This is a genomic window from Herbaspirillum frisingense, assembly GCF_047325095.1.
Taxonomy (GTDB): Bacteria; Pseudomonadota; Gammaproteobacteria; order Burkholderiales; family Burkholderiaceae_D; genus Herbaspirillum; species Herbaspirillum frisingense.
In genome coordinates, this window is record NZ_CP168558.1 from 4,671,422 (window position 1) to 4,694,693 (window position 23,272).

Below are 23,272 nucleotides of genomic sequence, written 5' to 3' on the forward strand. Positions count from 1 at the left end.
TCTCGGGCTTGCCTCCTGGTGATATAGCTCAGCTGGTTAGAGCACAGCACTCATAATGCTGGGGTCGGTGGTTCAAGTCCACCTATCACCACCAGATACCCGTCGCTGCATGTGCAATCATGCGTATGCGGCGCCGTCCGAAAAACCCGCCTCTTCGAAAGAAGGGCGGGTTTTTTGTTTTGGCGCTGGCTTCACCCCTGTCATAAGAACCAAGCCTCGCTGCCCTCCCCCCGGTCCACCATGCGGCGCTTCTTGATATCAGCTTGACACTATCGGCCTCCACACCGAATCCAGCAGATATAACAAAAATAGATCCATACCCTCTCAATTGGCCCATACCACACCGCTTTGCCCGATGGGCCAGGGAATCACACGACATTACCTGCAGCTCGCCCAAATACTGATTTAATGAGCATAACAGCGCGACTGATATCGTTTTCGCCAGTTGCACCTGGCTTAATCTAGATCGACTATGGGTTTATAGATATATTCATCAAATTTAAGTCTTTATCCAACATAAAATCAACAAATAGTACAAATTCATCGTATTGATACTCGCCACATGTCCATGAACCGATTACAATCTTGTCGCTCTCAAGAGTTAGCCGCCGACTGGATAAGAGCGTCAACAATAAGGGGCAAGACTGGAGGTTCGATTCCAGACCCCATTCCCGACAAATCGCCTTCAGGTAGCGCATCGGATAGCACTCTCTTCAAGGAATTTCTCATGACTATGCAGGCCGGCAGGCAATATCTGAGCGATGGCGCTGCCATGGCAGCATTCGGCAGCCCTGGGGAAGGTCAGCAACAGGGTGCCAGGTCATGCCGCTAAGACTGAACTCCCGTGGCATTCCCACCTGGCGTGGCACGGAGCTGGACTTACCGCCGAAAGAGCGGGCAGTGCTCACGCAGCTGATCCAGAATTCCCCCGACCCCGTCAGCAAGGACGCGATCATCCAGCATGCATGGATGGGCGATCGTTCCGTCTCCGACGATAGCCTGGTGCGCTGTATCAGCCAGCTAAGAAAGGCCCTACCCGACGCCAAGATCGAATCCGTCTATGGCTACGGTTACAGGCTGCTGCTCGCCCGCGATTCCACCGGGTTCCGGCCGGGACCATCGACCAACGCATCGATGGCTCACGAGCAGTGTCTGCATGCATCAATGCTGGCGCAACAACATAGCGCCAAGCCCCTCAAGCAGGCCATCAGCGTTTTCCGCTCCGTCACCCTCACCGCACCGAATTTTGCACCTGCCAAGATCGGCCTGGCCAAAACCATCACCACTGCCATGGCCATCGGCCTTGATACCCATGTGGGGGTATCCCAAGCGGAAGCGATCGAACATCTTGAGGCAGCCGCAGTATTGGCGCCCGATTCACCCGACCTGTTATCGGCCCAGGCCTGGTTGCGGGACAGCCAGTGGCGCTTCCGGGAGGCCCGTGCAATGCATATCGAAGCGCTGCGCATGGCGCCGGACAACGCCGATGCATTGCTCTTCTACGGTCTGCACCTCTCCGGCACGGGCAGACCTGAAGAAGCCATCGGACCACTGCGCCGGCTCTTGATGCTGCGCCCCTACAGTATTCAGATCCGTGCCATCCTCGCGCGTACCTTGGGCATGCTCAACCGCTATTCCGAGGCCATGGAGGAGATTGCCATTGCCGAGGACCACGACTATGCCGGTAGCAGCCCGGCATTGAAGGGCGTCAAGATCATGGTGAGCGCCGCGTTCGAGCCAACGCAGAGACTGGCGCAAATTGCCGAAAAGCTTTCCAGCTCGACCAACATTCCCCCTTACGCACGAATCAACCTGCCTTATGTGCTGGCGCAGTGCGGTCTGCTGTGCAAGGCCCGCAATCTGGTACAGGAGCGGCTGCAGAGCTGCCTCCCCAATAGCCCCGAGGGTATCCTGATGGTGAAAGATCTGGTAGCCATCGGCGAGATGGAGCAGGCAGCTGAACGCCTGCTGGGCGCATTCACCTCACGCTTCAGCTACCTGCCCTTGTTCCTGCAGTCACCGGAACTGGCGCCTTTGCTGACGCATCCGGCTGTCGAGAAGGCGTATCGGGAAATGTATCAGGAGGTCTGGCAGGAGCGTGGCGCGCCTTCAGTCATTAGAAATCCTTGAAATTGCATAGGGAAAGCAGCTCCCTGCAAAGCGCGAATTTGCGCAACCCGAACGCACTGACGATGCTCAGGATCGGTTCCAGCCTTTGTTCCTCCCTATCACCATGGGCCACACAATTATCTCCTGCTAAAGGTATGCTCCGGAAGGAACACGCGCGTACGTGTGAGCCGTTCCTTTACATGAAACCAAGGCCGCGTCCTCACGCATTGATGGCAGGGAGACCTTATTCCCTCGGTTGGAACTGAAAGGAAAACGCGACCTTCTCAACGGTGGCCGGCCCAAAGACAATCACCTGAGAGTCCTCCAGCTGATTGATCGTCACACTTGTTACGCTGGGAAATCTGCCAGCGAATCCACGATGAACTTCGCAGCTCAGACGCTCACTGGATCTGATCACCAGGCTGACCTGCTTGCCCACCACGCGGCATGTATTCGGACCAATCGATATCTTCTTGTCCGAGGGCACATGGAAAAGCCAATAACAGGGGTTATCCTGCGACGACAGGATTTTATCGACCAGCCGGAAATTGTTTTCATCCCTGATCAACAGTTGGCGCACCAGCCGCCTGCCGGAATACATCTTCGTCACGCCCTGCACAGCATAAGGAAAATCGTCGAGAGAAAGGCGCTCCAGGGTGGCGAAGTCCGCGCCGGGCGTAGAGCGGTTCACCTTGGCGCCCGGCAAGAATGGAACGTTGTGGGCCCGCGCCGACCGCATGTACACGCGTACGGGATCATCGTGATGGTGGTTATACAGTCCGGAATCTATCAGCCAATCCTCTCCATGTGCGTGCACCAGCACATTGAGGTCATCGTCCTGGCGATGGTAACGACTCAGGAATCCACACTTCATCATGATGTGCGTATGTCGATCCCAGGGACTCCACCTTGATCGATAAATCGCGTAGCCCGATTTCTGGTACACCACGAATGACTCCGAAGGAGCACTGCCTTCCTGCCCCGCCGTCGCCGCATATCGTACCTGTGCAAAACCCGGCAGGTCGGCTAACTCTGCAGGGGCATTCGGACGATAGCTGACACTGTCACCGAGATAGGAAACAAAGCGATCCGGCCGCGTTACCCAGGCCAAAAACCGCAAGGCCTGGTCGAACAGCTTATCGAATCCGATCAGTACGGCATGGGCGCCGACGGCCTGCAGCAATCGTCGCGCCCGGTTCAAATTGCCGATCATCCCCATATGATAGGCCGGGCTGTTTTCCACGTGCACACCTTCGTCGGTGAAAGCAAAGCGGATTTCATCCTCCAGCCGAACCACACCAATCTGCTGCCATCTGCCGCTTTCGGGATGATGAGGGAAAGCCAACGAAGCCAGCATCAGGGAAAGCGCCTGATCAAATCCATGATTGGTATGCCTGGAATAGAAACTCTCCTCCAGCAGCAAAGCTGCATGTCGGGCCGCCAGCGACGTGAGCTGCCCAGTGGGCATCTGCAGGGCAACCCGGGAGAGTCGATCCAACCGCAAGGCCGTCGCATGATCATGCCAGGGAAAATCAGCCTCGATCGGAGCATCTGCAAACCGAGAGGACCATGCGTTGATATGCGACAGGACGGCGTCCCAGTCTCCGACTGCGATCAGCGGGTCCAAGGGCAGGAACGCATGCAAGGTCCAGCACCACGTCCTGTTATCCAATGGTCCGCAGCCCCAGAGATCGCCATGCGTGAGAATGTCCCCGTAGAATTTGGTCTGGATCACACCTTCCATCTTCAATTTCTCGGCCAACGCTCTATCCAGATCAGAGGGGCAAGAAAAGAGTTCTCCAGCGGAGTTGTTCGACAACATCTGACCTTCCGTATTATTTTCCTTACCGGAGTGCATGGCCTTTGAAGAGCTCAATTTCTTCTCCCACGCCATGATTTCTCCCATGTTGCTCCAGAGGTCGCAGCTCGAAGTCTGCGCGCCGCCTGATGTCTGACCGGAGGCCTATCAGCCGGTGCCGCCGGCTGACGTAGTTCTTGATTATTCATCGTTGTTGCCTGTATTCGTAGGTATCGCCAGATCAAGCTGCATCGGATCATCTGACTGGAGCAAATCAGGGGAGCGCGACAAAGAAGTCCTTAACAAACGCTTTGCGACAGCCTGATCTGCCGCAATTTTCCAATGGTGGCATGGTAAAAGTCTTCTACAAAGTGAAATGGCGCAGGTCCCCATGGATGCTCATCGGGGCAACGGCACAATGCATCGTCATGGCCGATGAATTGCGTCGCCGGCAGCGTGTCCGCCATGATGGCGTATAAACGTTCAAGCATCACATTGGCAGACTCCACCTGCTCTTTACGGACATTCGGAAAAGCCCTTCCGCTCTGCGTGGCGGCTTGCCAGTAGACCCTGTTGACGTAGGTCCTCTCCAGCATGTCTGCGGCGCGCAGCAGTTCGACCAGAGCACACCATCCCCTGATCCACGTTTGCAGGAACGGCTCGGACCCGCTGCGGATGATCCTGATTCTCTTGCTCTCCTGTAGTTCCTTCAGAGCGCCGCTCTTGATGAATTCATTCGAAACCGTACACACCGCACCCGTTGAGACCGCTGCCAGATTGAATCGCTCATCAATCAGGTCGATCAGCACCATATCAGCGGCGACCGACTGCAACCGTCGTCGGCCGGACTTGGTGATATCCATGTTGACGATACGCTGCTGAAAACTTGAGGAGAGCCTCTCGCTGAAGGTATCGGCAAAGGGCGGCGGTGAAAACAGGCTGCCGATGGATGACCTCGCGATGTAGTTCACCAGCCGGAATTCATCCGGCTCGGCAAAGTTGAAAATATCCCGCGATACGCAGCTGCCGATGATGGAAACGCGCGTCACCATGGCGCCGTAATTGCATTAAGCATGTCGATTCTTTCTCTCACTCGCAAACACCGAGGCACGGGAGCAAAAAAATTGCTGAACAATGAACCTGTTCCAGGCGTTCAGGATTGCCTGACGAGCTCGGCCAGATCCAGGTTCACCGTGCGATCCGTCCTGATCTTTCCTCTCGCGCACAGATCAAGAAATTCAGATGAAGTAATCACGTCATAGTCCTTGGTCAGCTTCCTGAGCAACTTCCGGTAACCCTCCAGGCGCTGGTCATCGCGATAGCTGCCAAGTCCATTCTCATCCCAGTACAGCAATGACCATGAATGCAGAAGAAAGACCGCGAACTCGGGCGTGCCGCTGATCATGTTGAGCAGGAAGCGTCCCCACCACGGATCGAACTGAAAATACGCCGACTCCGGATAGGTCAGGCGTACCCAGCGTTCCTTCTTGCCGACCTTGGGCAGAATCCGCTTCTCCGTCATCGGAACCTCGATGACACCATTGGACCACTGGAACGGGTGGTTGGTCGGAACGCTATAGATGCATTGCCCGGTATGGACTGAGCAGACGGTGTTATTGAACGAGAGCGGAATATCGACCGCCTTGAGCGCACGAATGGTCGACGCATTCCAGCGAAACGAGCCGGCACGATGCGACAGCACCGGTTTTCCGGTTTCCTTCGATATCAGGTCCGCGAAGTGGCGGATCACGAATTGCGCCCGGTCATCATCTTCGTACTGATTCATGTACTGCGGCCGATCCGACAGGCCATGCTGATCCCAGAAACTCTTGGGCAGGTATTCGGGGTGCGTGTGCAGCTGCACATCCTGTCCAGCCGCATCCAGCCACCGTACTACCTCACGTAGTTCATCGAGGTAAGCATAGGCACCGCACATGTCCATGAAGAAAATGTGCTTGGCGTTGAATTCGTCGCCGATTTCCGCCATCTCGCGGATACCGGCCGTTCCGTTGGCATGGCGTCCCCAGATCAGGCGGTTGACGTGGTCACCGCTGGCGCGCTTGGGAAGCGCCTCTGTATCGACGGTAAGCATTGCATAACGATTAGCCATTGCTAGTCTGACCTTCCTTTAGAAGCCTGAAGATGAATTGACCGACACCGTCACCGGCGGCGTACTGACAAGGTCGGCCCGCTCCAGCGGGACCACCTGTTTGGTCTTGATCTTTCGCCGGCCCACCAGGTCCAGAAAATCGGTGGTGGTGATGACGTCATAGTCCTTGACGATCGAGGCGACCAGGCGTCGATATTCCTCCTGACGCTGGTCGCCAAGGTAAGTGGCATGCTGATTGTCGTCCCAGTGCAGAAGCGACCAGGAATGCAGCAGGAACACCTGCAGATCCAACGGCTCCGGCAGCCAACGACGCCACCACGGCGAGTGCGGCGGCGCGTACTGGAAATAGGAGGACTGGGGGAACTTGAGGCTGAGCCATTTCTCCGACTTGCCACGCTGTGGCTCCGCCGGGTAATAGCGTTCCGTCACAGGCACCTCGATCACCCCGTTGGACCAGGCATAGGGACTGTTGGTCGGTTCGGCATGCGGGCTGCGGCCAAGTAGGTGGGCCCGCATCGAATTATTGAACGACAGGGGAATGCCTGCCTGCCCCAATGCGCGGATGATGTCGCCATTCCAGCGGAACGATCCTGCGCGGTAGGCCTGAACCGGCTTGCCCGTGAGCTCCTTGAGCCGTTCCGAAAAAAAACGGATGACGAACTCGGCGCGCGCAATATCTTGATACTCATTCATGTAGCGCGGCCGCGGTGTCAGGCCATGCTGTTGCCAGAACTGGAGGGGCAGGATCTCCGGATGCAGGTGTAGTTGTACATCCTGCCCATCACGGTCCAGCCAGGACACCACCTCTGCCATCTCCCCTGGATAGAGCTCGTCGCCGCACATATCCACAAAGAACACATGGGGCGCACCGAATTCCCTGCCGATGGCACACATCTCGCGTACACCGGCCTGGCCTGCGGCATGCTCGCCCCACACCAGATGGCGAACGTGGTCACTGGCCGCACGGGCGGGCAGTGCCTCGGTATCGACGGTGAGAATGGCGTATCGGTTTGGCATAAGCGCTTTCTTCCTTACGGTGCAAGGCAGCCTTCAGACGGCTTGCCGCAGCACCTCGTATTCGGTTACGGCGAAACTCCAGAGGCAGGAGTTCCAGCCGTTCCAGTTCGCGAACAGATCCTTCTCATCCAGAACGATCCCATAGCGCCTGCGAAACCGGCTGGTCTCGTAGGCCACCAGCATGGTTCGCCTGCGCGCCGGTGACACATTGAATCGATAGGCCGCCTTCTGTACCGGGATATCGATCAGACCAAGCCGGGCCACCAGATCGGAGCGCACCTTGTCGCGTCCGATCCGGGGATCGGGAATATTTTTCCACTGGGCCGGCATGGCCATGGTCAGCGCCAGCATTGGATAGCTGAGGAAGGGAAAGAACACATCCTCAAATACAGTGGCCAGACGATGGATGCTTTCCCCCCTGGTATTGAAAAAACTGCGTGCATGCAACCATTTCTCGTACGGCACCGAATACGTTTCCTGGGCCCCGGACAGCAGCACATGGCGGGATGGATCATGCGTCCCCCAGAAGTCGATCTGGTAGGTATAGGGGTTCCAGCCTTCGCAGGGGAGATCGGTCCTGCCGACGTTATAGACGTCCGGCCCGCTATCATCCAGCACCGAGATATTGGTCCAGCCGTTGGCGGCCATGATCTTGCGGAACGAATCGGCCTCATGGGTACACCAGCAATGGAACAGGACGTTATCGAAAGACATCTTTCCCTGGCGGCGCAGGCGTGCCATGGTCCCGGACAGGATGCGGCTGTCCGATCCCGAGGAATGTGCCATCAGATATTGCCGCCCGGGATGCATGCGTAACAGGACCTGTTCCAGCGTCGATTCAAGGCGATCAAGGTAAGCCTCGTAAGACCCCGAAAATATCGGCCAGCCTGGTCGCAGCCGCCTGTGACCATACGCATGCGGCGGAGCACGCCGGATTTCCCTGAATGGCGTCTCGGTTGTATTGACGAACTGCGGATCGAGAAAACGCTCGTCGAAGGTCAGCGTCCTTTGCAACCGAGCCAGCTGGTGAAAGCTGTCCGAGTAGCGGTCTTGCCGGTCTACGAACACGCAGCGATTGAAAAAATGCCGTGTATCAAATGGAGAACGGTAAGCGTAATGCATGCCATCTACCGCCGCGCCCGCTGCGACAGTCGTGCCTGGCGTGCACATCGTCTCCATGCCGTTCATATCGACCTCCGCCGCATCATGTGTCGTCACGGAAGAGTCTGGCAAAACCGGCCAGGGTCATCCGCGGCGAAACATTCAGCCGGGAAATCATGATTTTCCTTCCTTGTTGCGGCTGCGCCCATCCTCTATCGGTTGTATAGAAGTAGCGGAAGCCGAGATGGGCCAGGCGTTCAGTCACCTGTTCATCGTACTGGCCAAAAGGAAAGCAGAAATGACGCGTCTGTCCCAGCTGGGCGAGGCTGAGTGCAGCATCCTCGGCCAACGCGCCGTCATCGGCCGCCAGCAGATCCGAGCGGGAAGGGTTCAGCTTCATCGAATGCAGGTTATGGGTATGGGCAGCCCACTCAAACACATCGCTTGCCGGCGCCATCTGCGCGCGTGCAATGTACTGCAGCTTCTCAGGCAGGAACCGGCTCTCGGCCAGCGCCGGCTGGCGGCCCGTGATCAGGAATACCACTGCGGTGAAACCGTACTCCTTGAGAATCGGATAGCAGAACTTCAAGGTCGTCAGATATCCATCATCGAAGGTGATGAGTACCTTTTTCTCCATCGAACGGTTCGAACGGTTCTCGATAAAGGCTTCGAATTCCTCCAGCTTCAATGAGGAGTAACCATTTTTCCGCAGCCACTCCATCTGCTCGCGAAAGCTCTCGACGGAGTTGGTGACCGAACCATCCCGATATCTTCCGGCCATTTTAAGGTCCTGCGGAAGATGATGGTGATAGGTAATGACTGGGATGCGCCGCGCACGTTCAGGAGCAGAGGTCTCTTCATCCGGGGTCGCATCCGTGACGTCCTGGTCGCTGGCCATGCCCAGCCCCGCAAGACAGGAAAGAAGGCACAGAACAAGCCACCGCAGCAATGTCTGGGGAAACAATTTCATGATGTCCATGCTGATTGACGCGATTGATTCCTCATGCCACCCGTACCGCACCAGCCGAACCGATCAATGCCAGTTCCGCCCTGCTCATCGCCTCGGCACTGCGCGAACCGCGCACCGAACTGGCTGCCTGGGCGGAAAGCCGGGCAAACAAGGTCTCATCCTCATACAGCGTCAGGACTGCTCTGGCCATCGCCTCCACATCTTCCGGGGCGCACAGCATGCCATTGAACCGGGAAACGAAATCGCCTACCGCACCGACCTCGTTGGTCACCGGCACCAGGCCCGAGGACATGGCCTCGTCCCGCGATACACCTTGGGTATCCATGCGCGTTGGAACGAGGAAGATCCCGTATTGCTTATGCAAATCTGCAATCTCGTCCTGGGTCAGGAAGCGTCGCTCCAGCCGCACATTGTCAAATGCGCGTAGCGGTGCCACAGTCTGCTCGAACAGCTCCCCGTCGCCAATCAGATGGAATTCCATCTTCGCGAAATCTGGATGGACGGACAAGGCCTGGATCACCTTCACCGTCAGATCGTTGGCGTACGCCAGCGCCGAGTAAGGCCGGATGGACAAGACCTTGCGGCGCTGATCCGGCTGCTTGGGTATATAGGAAAACTTCCCGGTATCGATGGGATTGTGGATGATCGAATATTTCTCCGATGGCAGCTGCATGCCGAGATCCGCAAAGACCTCGTTGGCAAAGGACTGCGAGACGAAGACCAGGTGCAGATTCTCCGGCATGTCCGAGAAGATGCCGCGCCAGAACTGGGTACGCTGATCGCCCAGTTTCTTCTTGTGTTCGATCTGCTGGGCATCGAACAGGGCAAACTCGAACTGGCGGCGCTGCCACGCCTGGATCTCCGCGCCATGCACCCAGACCGTGACGTGAATACGGTCGATATACTTTTGCAGCACTTGCCACATCTGCCGATCCAGCATATGCACCAACACGTGTTTCACCTGGCCGGTGGCCAGGGTGGCGTCCAGCAGTTCGGCATCTCCGGTGGCCACATCCACGCCTTCAAACTCGCGGTAACCGGGCGGCTGTGGACTGATACGGAAGACCTCGGTCAGTACGCCGGCAGCACGGTAGGCACGAATGCGCGTATGCAGGAAGCCATACCGATACAGATCATCGTAAGCGGGATATTGCTTGCTCAACACCAGCAGCGGCGAACGGCAGACGAAGCTGGCCGGACGTTCGGAATGACTGCCCAGCACCAGTTTGTCGATACGGAACTCGCCCTCGCCTTCGATGCGCAGCCCAAAGCGGACTTTCTCGCACTCGGAGGGAATGGCCAACGAATGCTTGTCACCGACCTTGTTGATCTGGTGCGAGAGCTTCTTGCCATCCTTGTCCTGGAACTCGAAGATGGTACGCACATCCAGTTCGCCGGAGGCGCAGAGCCTGAACTGGCTGTTCAGGACCAGATTGAGCTCCTCCCGGGAAAAAGTCTTGCCAGCGTAGAGATATTCATGGCTGCCCATCCCCAACCGGGAATGGATCAGCAGCTTGCCCCCTGCCAGCTTGATCTGGATAAGTTTCTTCGGGACCAGCAGTTGCGATAACTTCCCGGCCTCCAGGCAAGGCAGGCCGCTGATATCTTCGTCCTGACGGTAGGAGGATGGCGAAAGACGGGCCGTGACCGCCTTCATCGTGCGCGGATAATCGATGCCTTGATCGACCAGTTGCAGGTCGTCGACCTCATGCTGCTGCGCGGGGGATAACAGACCGCCCCCTTCGATATAGTTGAATTCATCGATGGCGACCATCTTTTCCAGTGCCAGGGTGGCCTGTTCCGGTGCCCGCAGCAGTTGCTCCAGCACGGCCGGTGTCACGGCCGCTGACCTGAGCAGCGCACGGCGCGCAGCCAGCATGCCGACGCTGCGGTAGGCGACGTCGCCCCCCTCCAGCGCCAGGCTGCCTGCAGCGGCGCGATATCTGAGCGCCTTGCCCCAGGCATCGGCATGGCTGTAGTGGGTGGCCAGGGCCAGATCGGTCAGGTAGTTGGGACCGTAATAGTCCTCTGGGCAAAGCACGCCCAGCAGGGTCCCGGCAGCCAGCGCCTCGATGCGCTCCCGACAACGTGCTTCGTCCACCCAGACCACCAGCCCCTGCGCCTCTGTGACCGGCACGGGTTCGCCGATGAGCAGCAGCGTCCTGTTGACATAGGTCTGGCGTGAGAATGCCGCCACCACACACTGTACCTCGCCCTCGTTGCGCACCCTGGCCAGCAGGACCACCGGTGCCGATGGCGAAGCTGGATCGGTCCTGGCGATGCTGGCGCAGATGGCGGACATGCGGTGGGCATAGGTGTGCTCGGACATGACCTTGCGCAGGCCCAGTAGCCGGAACTTGCGGTAATTGACATCACTGGTCACGATCTGTCGCACGCGCGCCTGGAGCTCCTTGGGGCTATCCGAGCACACGACCAGTTCACCGAAGAGCAAGCGCACACCACGCGAGAAATTGCTGACCACGACCGTATTGGAGGCCAGCAATTCAAACACTCGGCGCGCAAACATCGACTGCGACTGCTTGATGGTGTTCATGTTGATGCCGTAGCGATAGCCCTTGTAGGCGCGATCGATCTCCGAAAACGGCAGCTTGCCCAGAATCATCGGTTTGTACTGATCCGGGAAGGTGTAATTGGGATGCGGCTTGTCGAAGTTGCGATCATAGATCTCGACCGGCCGAAAATCCTTGACCGTGTCGATCAGCGAAGAGAAGTCACGCTGACGTTCCGGGTAGCGCAGATAGTAGGAACCGGCAAAGTTGAAGGCATCCTTGCGCTCGTAGATCTCGAGCGGGTTATGCACCTTGGGCTGGGCCGCAAAACACAGCAGGAAGACCCGATCGTGTTCCAGCAGCGCCTTGTAGCGGGGGATACAGTCGATGTCGGTGGTAAAGACATAATCAACCTGCCTGGCCATGTCGATGAACGTGCCGAAGTGCACCGGATCTTCCTTGTTCCAGAACATCGAAGGAATGCCCTGTCTACGGCACCAGTCGATGCAGGCATTGATCTCCGGACCATTGGTGCTGATCTTGAGTTTCCATTTCTGTTCGAAGCCCTGCCAGGCCGATTCGATGAACAGCAGGTCTGGCTGGAATTGCTCCAGCTGCTCCAGATAGCAGTCCGGATCCAGTTGCAGCAGCGTACATTCGGGATCGTAGGAGTGGAAGGTAAATTCATCCATCACCGCCGCCACGCGCAGCTTGCCGGGAGCAATCGTCGCCAGCGCCTTGTGCCGCGGAGAATTGAGAAGCCTGCGGCGACACAGGGCGAGATTGGCCGCAACGTACTGCGCTCCCAGATTCTCGCCCAGGGCCTGATAGCTGAACAATGCCGCACCGAAGTCACCCCGCTCGAATTCTTCCATTGCCTTGCGGGTCAGCGACGGCATTTGCAATTCCACGTCCTTGTCGGTTTTCATACTCTTTCCTTGCTGTATCGCCTCAATGGGCCGCGATGAGCGTCGGCCGGATCTCGATGAGGCAGGCATCCTTGTGCAATTTCTTTTCGATCATTTGCGCACGCTGACCGCTGGCACCGATATCGGCCAGCCACATCTGCGCTACCTCCTTTTCGTCGGCACGCACGTAGTCGTCCATCAGGACATCGATGGCGCGCTCGGCAAAATGGGCCAATATCAATGGCAGCGCCGGATAGCGGGCGTGCTGGCCGGTTGCGGCTGGCGGCCCATCGACGATGACCAGGATGCGGGCTGTCGCGGGCGTCTCGCGGGCCAGTGCGGACAATATCTCCTCGCAGGCATAGAACGGATAGTGCTTGCCATCGCGGGATTGCCAATCGGACAGGGGCGCCAGGCAGACCTGGGCATAATGTTCCAGTCCCAGCTGGCGTAAATGGCCCACGGTTTTCTGGAAATAGGGTTCCAGATGATCGAAGGAGACAAACCTGGCCGGCGCGCGTTGGGGCGCACGGGCCTGGATCAGTTGCAGCGCCTTGGCTACCACCGTCGTGGAAATGCCCGAGCCAAACTCGATCACCAGATCGTAGGCATTGCATTCGATCAGCTCGACCAGGTAATGGGCCAGGTCCATATCGATGGCCCAGGAATGATGTTCACTGTTGAGCATGGGTAACTCGCCGGAGGCGAAGTAGCTCTGTACACCCAGGAAAGCCTGAACCTGTCGGGTCACATTGAGAGCTTCGTTCTTTACCACATTGTCCAGATGACGCCGGACCTTCAGCAGTTCTTCGGACTGCTTCCTGAAGGCGTCCGCCATGAGACTGCCGGCAGCGGCGTTGGCATGCTGGATTTCCTGCACGGACGAACCGAATTTCTGCAACTGGTCCTGTTGCGAAAGCAGTGTCTGCATCTGCGCAGTCAGGGCCTGGTTGTGTCCCAGCACGGTCGCCACCTGCTGCTGGAACACCCGCAGCTGCTCGGCGAGCATGTCCCTTTCGCCTACCAGGGCGGCGCGTTCCTCTTGCAGCCTGCCTTGCTCGATCTGCAAGGCAGCATTCTCCTGTTGCACCCGACGGTACTCACTGCGCAGCCAGGCCTGCTCCTGCTCCAACGTGGTTTTGCGCGCCTCCAGCGTCGCCACCCGCTGCTGCAGCTCGGAAGTCTTCTCCAACGCCTCGCCGGCCTGCTTCCTGAGCGCGGCCTGGCGTTCGCTGAAATTGGTCAATTGCATGGCCTTGCCGTGCCAGAACCGTTGCGTCTGCTGGCGCAGCTTTTCCACCTGGCGCAGTTCCGACTCGCTGAACGACACATCCTCCGGCAAGCAATCCAGGTTGGCCTGGGCCTGCTCCATCACACCTGCCTCGTACTGGCGCAGTGCCAGCCATTTGAGACGGAACGGCCGCGGCTCAAGATCGTAGGCCTTGCGCGCAAGGTCGGCAGCAGCCTGCGCGTCTTCCTTCTGCAGGCTGCGCGCGAGGACGGTGAGCGCCTTGGCCCGCAGTTCCGGCGGTGTCATGCACTGGTCGAACAGGACGTCAACGGCACGTGCCCCGCCACTGGCATAAGCGGCGATGACCTTGGCAAAGCTCTTGCCACCCAACCGGTCGGCACCAGGCATGTGCTGCCACAGGCGCCGCCACCATGACAGCCGACCGTTGGCGGCCGCATAGCGACGCTCGGCGGCCAGGTTACGTTTCCATGCGGCGATGAAGGCTGCGTTGGCGAGATTGTCGGCGTGCGCCTGCACAACGTGGTCGTCGATCAGGTCAATCCGAACTGTGGCTGCCGGTGGCAACGCCTGCAGACGTTCCAGCTCCTCCTGCAACACCACGGACTGCCTGAGCAACAGCTGGTTCTCCTGCTGCAGCTCCTGATTCACCTCCAGCAACTCGGCTGGCGGGAGGGTCCGACTGTTATCGATCTCGTTATGCATGGGCGCGATTCCCTTGGACTAGGCGCTTGGGATGGAAAAATAGGTATGGTGATCTGGACAGCGTGCTACTCAGGTGCCGTATCTGGCCTGCCCAGTCTCATGCGACTGCTCGGTGACCATGATTCGGGACACCTCCTCCACGCGGGTATTCCGGACCTCGCCACGACCAGCCTCGACATTGCTCCAGAGGAGGTATTCCACAGTGCCGTCGGGTGCGCCGAAATGCTGGTAGACCTCCGGCATGATGGGGACGTGATCGCCATACCAGCACAGCCTGGCCGGGAATTTCTGGCGCTCCAGGAAAGCCCGCAACCTGGCCAGCATACGGTCCGCATTGCGCAGGTGACGCAGATAGACGGTCAGATCGTCACAACCCGACGGCGGCGGCTCGGTGTACAGATCATCAATATCCGACTGGCTGATCGATTCCAGGTGCAGCGGGCCATGGTTTTCCATGGTGACCACGAAAATGAATACCGGTCCGGTGGCAAACTTGAGAATCGATTCAATCTTGTCAGCCACGGCATCGTCACTGGTGTAGGGGCCGAAGCGCGAATGCTCGTCGAACTGCTCGATATCGATGAATTCGTCAAAGCCTAGCCGTGGAAATACCCGATCGCGCCGATAGAAACTCTTGGGATAAGGATGGATGCAGACGGTGCGGTAACCCTGGCGCTTGAGATGAAGCGCCACGGAACCAGGCTTCCAGCCAGCAGCTACAGCGCGGTAGGGGTTGAAGCGATGTACGCCCAGTGAACGATTGGATATCCCCGACAAGAAGGCGAACTCAGTGCGTACCGTATTGGCCCCCCAGGCCGGCACCTTCATGGTGCCGCGCACGAGCGCGTCGCGCTTGAGCTGGTCGAAGTGATGCAGCACGTCCTTCTTCACACCTGGATACAGCGCACGGGCGTCGAAAAACGACTCGCTCTGGATCGTCACCAGATGCGGCAATTGCGCCGTCTGCGTGGTCGCAGGCGGGAGCGTGGCGAACGGCGAAGCAGCGCGGGGGAACTGGCTTTCCTCCTGCCCATAGCGGATGAAGCTTGCCCAGAAGCCCAGTCGCGGCAGATCCAGCGTCGGATCAAGACTGATGGGCAGCGCCTGGCGCAGACCCGCCCGCAGCAACAGCAGCCCGATGACCAACAACACCAGCATGGCACCGCCCTGCCCCCGCACCGCCAGGCGCATTTCCGGCAGTGACTCTCCCAGCAGGCCGATGGCGACGGCCAGCACGAATCCAGCCACCGCACCGATGAACTTGAGCCAACCGAGGAAGGGAATGTACAGACGCGGATGCCGGATCGCATCGGTGAAGTATTCGTAATCCTGGAACACGAAGGGCTCGCGCAAGGCCTTTTGCTTGGCATTGTTGACCAGGATGAAGGTCAGCATGACCGCCGACACGATGGCCATCGAAAACCAGGGCCGGCCCAACACCAGCAGGAAAGCATCGAACGTCAGTGTCCAGAGCGCCACGTGCAGCGCCCAGGCGCCCCACGGGCGGTGCTGCGAAGGACGTGGCGTCATCAGGGCTTCGATGCATACCGACAGCAGCAGTCCTGCCACCCAGGCACTCAGCGCGACGACAAGAGTCACATTAATGTCCATAGCCCATCCAGCGAACGATTCGGGTCGACAGTCCGGCCGGCATCACCGCCAGGAACCAGGTACCCAGGTTGAGAGGGAACGGGAAGCTGATGCGTGCCCGGTTGGCCTGCAGACCGCTCCTGATGGCGGCCGCCGCCCGCTGCGGCGTCCACAGGAAAGGCTTGGGACCGGGCATGTCGTCGCACATGGCGGACTTGACATAGCCGGGCATGACCACGCTGACCTTGATGCCATAGGGCATGAGCCAGCCGCGCAGTGCCTCACCATAGGCTTTCAGCCCAGCCTTGCTGGCGCTATAGGCGGGTGTCACCGGCAAGCCGAAATAAGCTGCCAGCGAACTGATCAGGGCGATCTGGCCGCGACCGCGCGCACGCATGGCCGGATAGACGGCATGTACGGCGACCATGGCGGACTTCAGGTTCACATCCAGCAGGGCCTCGACTTCGTCCCAGGGCTCGGCCTGACCGTCGGGACCCGTGCTGGTATTGATCCCGGCATTGAGGACCAGCAGGTCGATGACCGGCAACCGCGACAGCGCATCACGCAGGGTAGCGAAATCGCGCAGGTCGAAGCTGAGCAACTCGACTTGCGCGCCAAGTGCGCGGGCGCCCTCTGCAACCTCCTCCAGGCGCAGCGCATTTCGCCCGTGTAGTACCAGCTGCACGCCCGGTCGCGCATAGGCCACCGCCAGAGCAGCGCCGATGGCGCTGGTGGCGCCGGTGATGACGATAGTGCTTTGTACTTCTTCAGCCATGATCACGGCTCAACCTTTCCTTCCAGGACCAGTACAGCACCATCGCGAAACCGACGCAGACGGTCACGTTCAGTGGTACCAGACAAAAATTGTCTTCGTCCAGCGCAACCAGCACGGCCGCCAGCGAATAGAAAAACGTAAATATCTCTCCCAACAGCATGGCGGTATTGGCACGAGGCATCTTCGTGCGATGTTCGTCACCGGCTTTGGGGGTACGGTGGAACTCGCCATAGACGCCGAACAGGGCGCGACAGCCGCCGAAGAAGTAGTACCAGGCCATCGGCAGGAACAGCGCGATGTAGAGATAGGAATCCCAGACCATGCGTCCCAGGGAGCGTTTATCGTTGATCCACGCACCCTTGCTGGCGCCGATGGCATTGTCGATACCCCAGACGCCGGCCAGAACGAAGAACAGCAAGGCGCCCCACTGGACACTGGCCGCCTCGAAGTTCAGGAGATAGTTCAACGGCAGACTCAACAGGACCAGCACGTGGATGGAAGCCAGCAGCAGCGAAGAAAACATGGTCGAGATGGCATGCAGTCTTCGCATCAGCGGCATGCGCTGGTGGAACATGGCCCCGGCATGCTTGAAGGCGCTGTGGATCAAGCCGCGCCCCCAACGCTCACGCTGCATGCGAAAGGCACTGATGGTCTCAGGCAGGATCGACATCGACATCACATCGCGCAGGTAGGCGTACTTCCAGTGGCTGAACTGGGCACGGTAACCCAGGTCGACATCTTCGGTCACGGTGGCATCGCTCCAGCCACCCACGGCCTCGATGCAGCGCTTGCGCCAGACGCAGGAACTTCCGCTGAGGGAGGCCATGTCGCCATCTTCACTCAGTCCCACGGTCACATATTGCTGGTGGCCCATCTCCATGGCCTGGAACCGCGTCAGGAAGGAGTGGTCGCGGTTTTCATAGCCGATGCCGGTCTGCAGGAAGCCCAGTTCCGGGTCGCTGAAACAAGGCATCGTACGCAGCAGGAAATCCGCCGGCGGCAAAAAATCGGCGTCGAAGATGGCAAAGAACTCGCCACGCGACTGTTCGATGCCATGGATCAGGTTGCCCGCCTTGAAGCCATTCCTGTCGGGGCGCCGCAGCACGCGGATATCGATACCGGCAGCCTGGTAGCGGCTGGCCGCCTGCTGCGCCAGCGCCGAGGTCTGATCGGTCGAATCGTCCAGCACCAGAATCTCGAGCTGGCCTGCCGGGTACTGCATCTGGCAGACGGCGTGGATCAGGCGTTCGATCACGGCAGATTCGTTACAGACCGGCAGCAGCACCGTAACCGGCGGATAGCCAGCGGGTGGCTGCACAGGCAGCGCCGGTATCGCCGTCAACTGCGCCAGCTTGCGCCGCTCGGTCTTGCGCGAGATCAGCAAGGCACGCAGCTCCAGCCCCACGTACAGGAAGAAATAGCAGACCACCAGCCAGAAAATGGCCTGGGCGAGGAAGGAAAAAATGGAGACCAGCACGCTGCGCCCTTCAGAGACCAAGCACGGCGCAGACTTCCTGCAACCGATGTGACCAGGTGTGATGGGCACGTACGTAACGGGCGCCTGCTTCGGCACGCTCCAGATCCAGAGACGACGGGCCATGCTTGAGACGACCGAAGACTTCCTGCATCTCTTCCCGATTGCGCACAACATGGCAAAAATCGGCGAAGTGCCGTTCCACTGAACGGCTCGGATTGGTCACCGCAATGCCGCCACAGGCCAGGATTTCCAGCAGGCGGCGTGAAAACATGGTGTCGGACGCGGTCACCGAATTCACATTGAGCGAGAGGACATGCCGCTTGTAGATCTCCGCCGTCTGGCGATGCGCAACGCCACGCTGTACGTTCAGGTGGCTGCCGCGGGGATAGCGGAATTCGATGTACCGGGAAAGCCGGTCGTGATTGCGATCGAAGACGTTGAGCGTCAGCGCGGTATCGGCGCAGGCCTGGAAAGCGCTGTCCAGGAATTCCCGACGCGCCCCCAGGATGCGGCGATAGTAGCTCCCGGTGAAACAGGCTTCCTTGTGCGTGAAGCGAAAGCCATCAAAACGATGGAAAGCCGGCTGGTAGGGCATGATCAGCGTGTTGACCGCGCGCGCACCGGGGGCGGCTGCACGGTACCTGGGCACGCAGGTCTCGTCGGTGGTGAAGATGTAATCGAAATGCCTGGCCACGTCGATGAAGGGCTCGAAATAGGCGCCGTCATCCTTGTTCCAGAAGACCGTCGGAATGCCCCGGGCCTTGGCGAAATCGATCAGCCTGAAGATGGCCGTCGGTCGTGTCAGGCGCAGGAGTCGGGGCTGGCGGGCCAGCTCGTAGCGCCAGCTGCCCCGTATGCCGTGGAAAGCCGATTCGACGAACACCAGATCGGGCTTCCACTCACCGATGACGCTGCGGTAGTTGGCAGGCGTGAGGGCCCGCACGCGACATTCTCCGGAAAGGCAGTCGGCGGTGAAGTGGTCGGTGACCAACGCGATCTTGAGCTGACCGAAGGGACCGGCTGCCGGTTGGTCTTCCTGCAATTCGGGGAAGCGGTATATCAGCGAACCGACGGCGCGAATGACTCTACCGACCATGCGGTGCTCCCATATTGCCGGCGCTCGCCCGAGGGGTAGCACCCGGTACTGCCGCACCGACGAAACCCTGCCAGCGGCGTTGCCCTATCGCATAGGTACGCGCACGCTGGCCAATCGCAGCCAGTTGCGCATGATCTTCCAGCGCCACCCTGAGTGTGCGCGCAAGATCTGCGGAGTCGCCTGCCTTGAAGAACCAGCCGGCAGGATCACTGCCCATCTCGTCGACGAACACCGGCAGATCAGGGACCACGACCGGACGCGCCATGGCCAGGGCTTCCACCAGCTTCAGCGGCGGCACGATCCTGCAAACCTCGAAGGGACGACGCGGAATGCAGATCACCGCGCAGCGGCCGATGATGGCGCGCGCCTGCACGGCGCTGACGCGGCCATGGAAACACACCACATCGTCGATGCCCAGTTGGCGCGCCTGCTCTTGCAGTGCCTGGCCTGCTTCGCCGTGGCCTGCCACGTGCAAGCGCACCGCCAGGCCTTCACGCTTGAGCCGGGCGACGGCCTCCAGCAAGGTATCCAGACCTTCGTAGACGATCAGCGAGCCGGCGTAACCGATGGTCAGTGGCACTGCCTGGGCAGGATCGGCCGCCGGAATGCGATCCGCATCGATGCAATTGGGTAACAGCGTCATGCGTTCGGCAGGAATGCCCCAATGCTGCTGGATGTACTTACCCAACTGTTCCGAGATGACGAACAGGCGATCCGCCTGGGACGCCACCAGACGTTCCAGTGCCAGCCCCTGGCGGAAGGCCCAACTACCCTCGAAGTCGGGCGAACGGGAGATACGGCTCAGTTCCCACAGGCCGCGCATCTCGTAGTGGAAGGGAATTCCCAGTCGACGCGCCGCCAGCAGGGCCGGCAAGGCATTGGTGTGGTTGGAAGCGGCGTGGATGGCAGCCACTTTGCGGCTGGCCGCCAGTTGCGCAATGGCAGGCGCGGCCTGCAGTGCAAACTGCAGGACCGGACGATGGTTGGAGGGGCTCCGGCTGTGGTGATAGAGGATGCCGTCGACCAGGGTGGCGTCAGGACCGGCATCGACGACGCGGTCCTTGCGATCCCAGGGATAGCCAGGGCGGGTCATCACGCTCACATCGGCGCCGACCGAGCGCAGCGCGACAATGATCTCCTGGGTCCGGTTGGTATAGCCGGAGACGTGATAAGGCAGGGCGCTGGCAGCCACATACAGCAGGCTACCCGGACGCGGGGTGTACTCCGGCGCCCTGCGTGCCTTGCGCTTGACCAGCCAACGCAAGGCGCAAACCGTCAGATGGCGATTGATCGCCATCGTCAAGGTCATTGACCGGAGCCGTTTCAAGAACAAGATAGTTACCTTTCTGGAGGGGCCGGCGGGCGAACCTTGTCGCGTTCGCCGTCCGGGCTGGCTTCATGCCCTGGAGATACCGACCACGTCGACCAGACGCTGGTGGGGCTTGAGTCTGGAACGCAGGTCGCGGAATTCCTTGTGCGCCACCAGCACGGCAATCACATTGGCCTCGGCCAGCGCGGTATCGAGCGCGACCAGGCGGGCCTCGGCCAGTTGGGCCGGAAGCGCCTCGATATTGGGCTCCACCAGTGACACCTGGCCCGCATAGCGGGACGAGAGCTCATGAGCGATATCCACCGCCGGACTCTCGCGCAGGTCGTCGATGTCCGGCTTGAAAGCCAGGCCCAGGCAGGCGATACGCACGTCCGCGCCGGTCATCCTGGCCTGCGCCATGGCTTCTTCCACCTTGCCGATGACCCACTTCGGCTTGAAGTCATTGACTTCACGTGCGGTACGGATCAGCTTGGCCTGTTCCGGATTGCTGTGCACGATGAACCAGGGGTCCACCGCGATGCAGTGACCGCCCACGCCAGCACCCGGCTGCAGGATGTTCACGCGTGGGTGGCGATTGGCCAGTGCGATCAGCTCGCGCACATCGATATCGAGCTGGTCACAGATCAATGACAGTTCGTTGGCAAATGCGATGTTGGTATCACGGAAGGAGTTTTCGGTGAGCTTGCACATCTCCGCAGTGCGCGCCGTGGTGATGACACACTCGCCTTCGACAAAGATCTTGTACAGGGCTGCTGCAGCAGCCGAGCATGCCGGAGTCATGCCGCCGATGACGCGATCATTGGACACCAGCTCGCGCAGCACATGGCCCGGCAACACACGCTCCGGGCAGTGCGCCACGCGGATATCGGAGGCCTCGCCGGCATTCTGCGGGAAGCTCAGGTCAGGACGGGCCTCGGCCAGCCACTCGGCCATGCGTTCGGTGGCGCCAACCGGCGAGGTCGATTCCAGGATCACCAGATCGCCCTTCTTGAGCACCGGGGCGATGCCACGGGCCGCCGACTCAATATAGGACAGGTCCGGTTCGAAGCCCTCCTTGAAGGGCGTTGGCACCGCCACCAGGAAAGCATCCGCCGGCTCGGCCACGGTGGTGGCGCGCAGGGCGCCATCGGTGACGACCGCGCGCACCACGATGTCCAGATCCGGCTCCACGATATGGATCTCGCCACGATTGATGGTGTCGACGGCACGAGCGTTGACGTCCACCCCGATCACCTTCACCCCGCGCGAGGCAAAGACCGCGGCCGTGGGCAGACCGATATAACCCAGCCCGATCACCGAGATGGTCTTGAATTGCTGACTTGCTTGCATGACTTTTACCTTCGTTGGAAATGGAACCCGCGGAACCCGCGGAACCCGCCGCACGCGGCGCTCAGTTCAAGCTGGCCTTCCTTGCCAGCAGTGCTTCGACGATCCGCTGGCAGGCACGACCGTCGCCGTAGGGGTTATGGGCACGCGACATGGCCTGGTAGGCTGCGGCGTCGTCCATGAGCATGCTCACGCCATTGACAATCTCTTCGCGGCTGGTGCCGACCAGTCTGACAGTGCCGGCCGTGACCGCCTCGGGTCGCTCGGTGGTGTCGCGCATGACTAGCACCGGCTTGCCCAGCGACGGAGCCTCTTCCTGGATGCCGCCGGAGTCGGTCAGGATCAGGTGCGAGCGCTGCATCAGGTAGACGAAGGGCAGGTAATCCAGGGGCTCGATCAGATGGACATTGGCCAGGCCCTGCAGGATGCGGTTGACCGGCTCGCGCACATTGGGATTGAGGTGCACCGGATAGACGAAATCCGCCTGCGGATAGCGGTCGGCCAGTTCGGCGATTGCGCCGCACATGCGTTCGAAACCGGCGCCGAAGTTCTCGCGCCGATGGCCGGTGATCAGGATCACGCGGGCGTCCTGGCGAATGAACCCGAAGCGCTGCGAAAATTCCTGCTGCAGCAAGGCGTCGCTGTCGATCTTGTCTTTCACTGCCAGCAGGGCATCGATGACGGTATTGCCGGTGACGACGATGTTGCCTTCATCCACGTTCTCGACCAGCAGGTTCTGGCGCGACATGTCGGTGGGAGAGAAATGCAGCTTCGCCAGCGCGCCGGTGAGCTTGCGATTGGCTTCCTCAGGCCAGGGCGAATACAGGTCGCCGGTGCGCAGACCCGCCTCCACGTGACCTACCGTGATCTTGCGGTAGTACGCAGCCAGTGTCGTGGCAAAGGTCGTGGAGGTATCCCCGTGTACCAGCACTACGTCGGGCTGGAATTCCTGCAGCACCGATTCGATGCGCGCCAGGATTTCACGGGTGATATCGGACAGGGTCTGGCCCGGCTTCATGATGTCAAGATCGAAGTCGGGCGTGATCTCGAACAGTTCAAGCACCTGATCCAGCATCTGCCGGTGCTGCGCCGTCACGCACACCTTGGCATCGATGCTAGGTGTTTCTTCCAGCAGCTTGACCAGCGGCGCCATCTTGATGGCTTCCGGCCGTGTTCCAAAAACAGTCAGTACTTTCATCTG

General features: G+C 59.7%; 16 protein-coding genes and 1 tRNA gene. 2 read left to right on the forward strand and 15 right to left on the reverse strand.

The genetic code is table 11. From position 1 onward, the window contains the following. Positions 1 to 17 precede the first annotated feature (17 nt). Both ACEOAC_RS21340 and ACEOAC_RS21345 read left to right on the forward strand, forming a co-directional pair. A tRNA-Met gene (locus ACEOAC_RS21340) sits at positions 18 to 94 on the forward strand. Positions 95 to 822: 728 nt separating this feature from the next. Next, positions 823 to 2,130: a winged helix-turn-helix domain-containing protein gene (locus ACEOAC_RS21345; protein WP_413443439.1), complete on the forward strand. Its 1,308-nt coding sequence runs from the start codon at positions 823 to 825 to the stop codon at positions 2,128 to 2,130. Between the two features lie 223 nt (positions 2,131 to 2,353). Here the strand turns inward: ACEOAC_RS21345 and ACEOAC_RS21350 are convergent, their stop codons facing one another. The 15 genes from ACEOAC_RS21350 to wecB all read right to left on the reverse strand — a co-directional run bounded on the left by ACEOAC_RS21350 (position 2,354) and on the right by wecB (position 23,269). After that, complete coding sequence (locus ACEOAC_RS21350; RefSeq protein WP_413443438.1) at positions 2,354 to 4,015, reverse strand: heparinase II/III family protein; 1,662 nt, start codon at positions 4,013 to 4,015, stop codon at positions 2,354 to 2,356. Between the two features lie 191 nt (positions 4,016 to 4,206). Further along, positions 4,207 to 4,959, reverse strand: coding sequence for a DUF6270 domain-containing protein (locus ACEOAC_RS21355; protein WP_413443437.1), 753 nt, complete (start codon positions 4,957 to 4,959; stop codon positions 4,207 to 4,209). Between the two features lie 101 nt (positions 4,960 to 5,060). Then, positions 5,061 to 6,017, reverse strand: a complete 957-nt coding sequence (locus tag ACEOAC_RS21360; RefSeq protein ID WP_413443436.1) for a polysaccharide deacetylase — start codon at positions 6,015 to 6,017, stop codon at positions 5,061 to 5,063. Positions 6,018 to 6,035: 18 nt separating this feature from the next. Next, on the reverse strand, positions 6,036 to 7,034 hold the full coding sequence (locus ACEOAC_RS21365) for a polysaccharide deacetylase (RefSeq protein ID WP_413443435.1): 999 nt from the start codon (positions 7,032 to 7,034) through the stop codon (positions 6,036 to 6,038). Between the two features lie 33 nt (positions 7,035 to 7,067). Then, positions 7,068 to 8,222: a hypothetical protein gene (locus ACEOAC_RS21370; RefSeq protein WP_413443434.1), complete on the reverse strand. Its 1,155-nt coding sequence runs from the start codon at positions 8,220 to 8,222 to the stop codon at positions 7,068 to 7,070. Positions 8,223 to 8,238: 16 nt separating this feature from the next. Next, positions 8,239 to 9,105, reverse strand: coding sequence for a polysaccharide deacetylase family protein (locus ACEOAC_RS21375; RefSeq protein WP_413443433.1), 867 nt, complete (start codon positions 9,103 to 9,105; stop codon positions 8,239 to 8,241). A gap of 31 nt (positions 9,106 to 9,136) precedes the next feature. Beyond that, complete coding sequence (locus ACEOAC_RS21380) at positions 9,137 to 12,544, reverse strand: glycosyltransferase (protein WP_413443432.1); 3,408 nt, start codon at positions 12,542 to 12,544, stop codon at positions 9,137 to 9,139. Positions 12,545 to 12,566: 22 nt separating this feature from the next. Next, positions 12,567 to 14,477, reverse strand: coding sequence for a hypothetical protein (locus tag ACEOAC_RS21385; RefSeq protein ID WP_413443431.1), 1,911 nt, complete (start codon positions 14,475 to 14,477; stop codon positions 12,567 to 12,569). A 69-nt stretch (positions 14,478 to 14,546) separates the two neighbouring features. After that, entirely contained in the window at positions 14,547 to 16,076 is a 1,530-nt protein-coding gene (locus ACEOAC_RS21390) for an LTA synthase family protein (protein WP_413443430.1), read from the reverse strand. Position 16,077: 1 nt separating this feature from the next. Continuing rightward, a complete protein-coding gene (locus ACEOAC_RS21395; protein ID WP_413443429.1) occupies positions 16,078 to 16,842 on the reverse strand; it encodes an SDR family NAD(P)-dependent oxidoreductase in 765 nt (254 codons plus the stop codon). Further along, a complete protein-coding gene (locus ACEOAC_RS21400; RefSeq protein WP_413443428.1) occupies positions 16,835 to 18,319 on the reverse strand; it encodes a glycosyltransferase in 1,485 nt (494 codons plus the stop codon). Before ACEOAC_RS21400 ends, ACEOAC_RS21395 begins: the two co-directional genes overlap by 8 nt. Positions 18,320 to 18,329: 10 nt before the next feature. Continuing rightward, on the reverse strand, positions 18,330 to 19,415 hold the full coding sequence (locus tag ACEOAC_RS21405) for a glycosyltransferase (RefSeq protein ID WP_413443427.1): 1,086 nt from the start codon (positions 19,413 to 19,415) through the stop codon (positions 18,330 to 18,332). Further along, a complete protein-coding gene (locus ACEOAC_RS21410; RefSeq protein WP_102661820.1) occupies positions 19,405 to 20,712 on the reverse strand; it encodes a glycosyltransferase family 4 protein in 1,308 nt (435 codons plus the stop codon). The genes ACEOAC_RS21405 and ACEOAC_RS21410 overlap by 11 nt, the downstream gene beginning before the upstream one ends. A gap of 99 nt (positions 20,713 to 20,811) precedes the next feature. Next, positions 20,812 to 22,074 (reverse strand): UDP-N-acetyl-D-mannosamine dehydrogenase, encoded by a 1,263-nt coding sequence (wecC, locus tag ACEOAC_RS21415; RefSeq protein WP_413443426.1) that lies wholly within the window; start codon positions 22,072 to 22,074, stop codon positions 20,812 to 20,814. A gap of 61 nt (positions 22,075 to 22,135) precedes the next feature. Next, a complete protein-coding gene (gene wecB, locus ACEOAC_RS21420; RefSeq protein WP_006462894.1) occupies positions 22,136 to 23,269 on the reverse strand; it encodes a non-hydrolyzing UDP-N-acetylglucosamine 2-epimerase in 1,134 nt (377 codons plus the stop codon). Between the last annotated feature and the right edge of the window lie 3 nt (positions 23,270 to 23,272).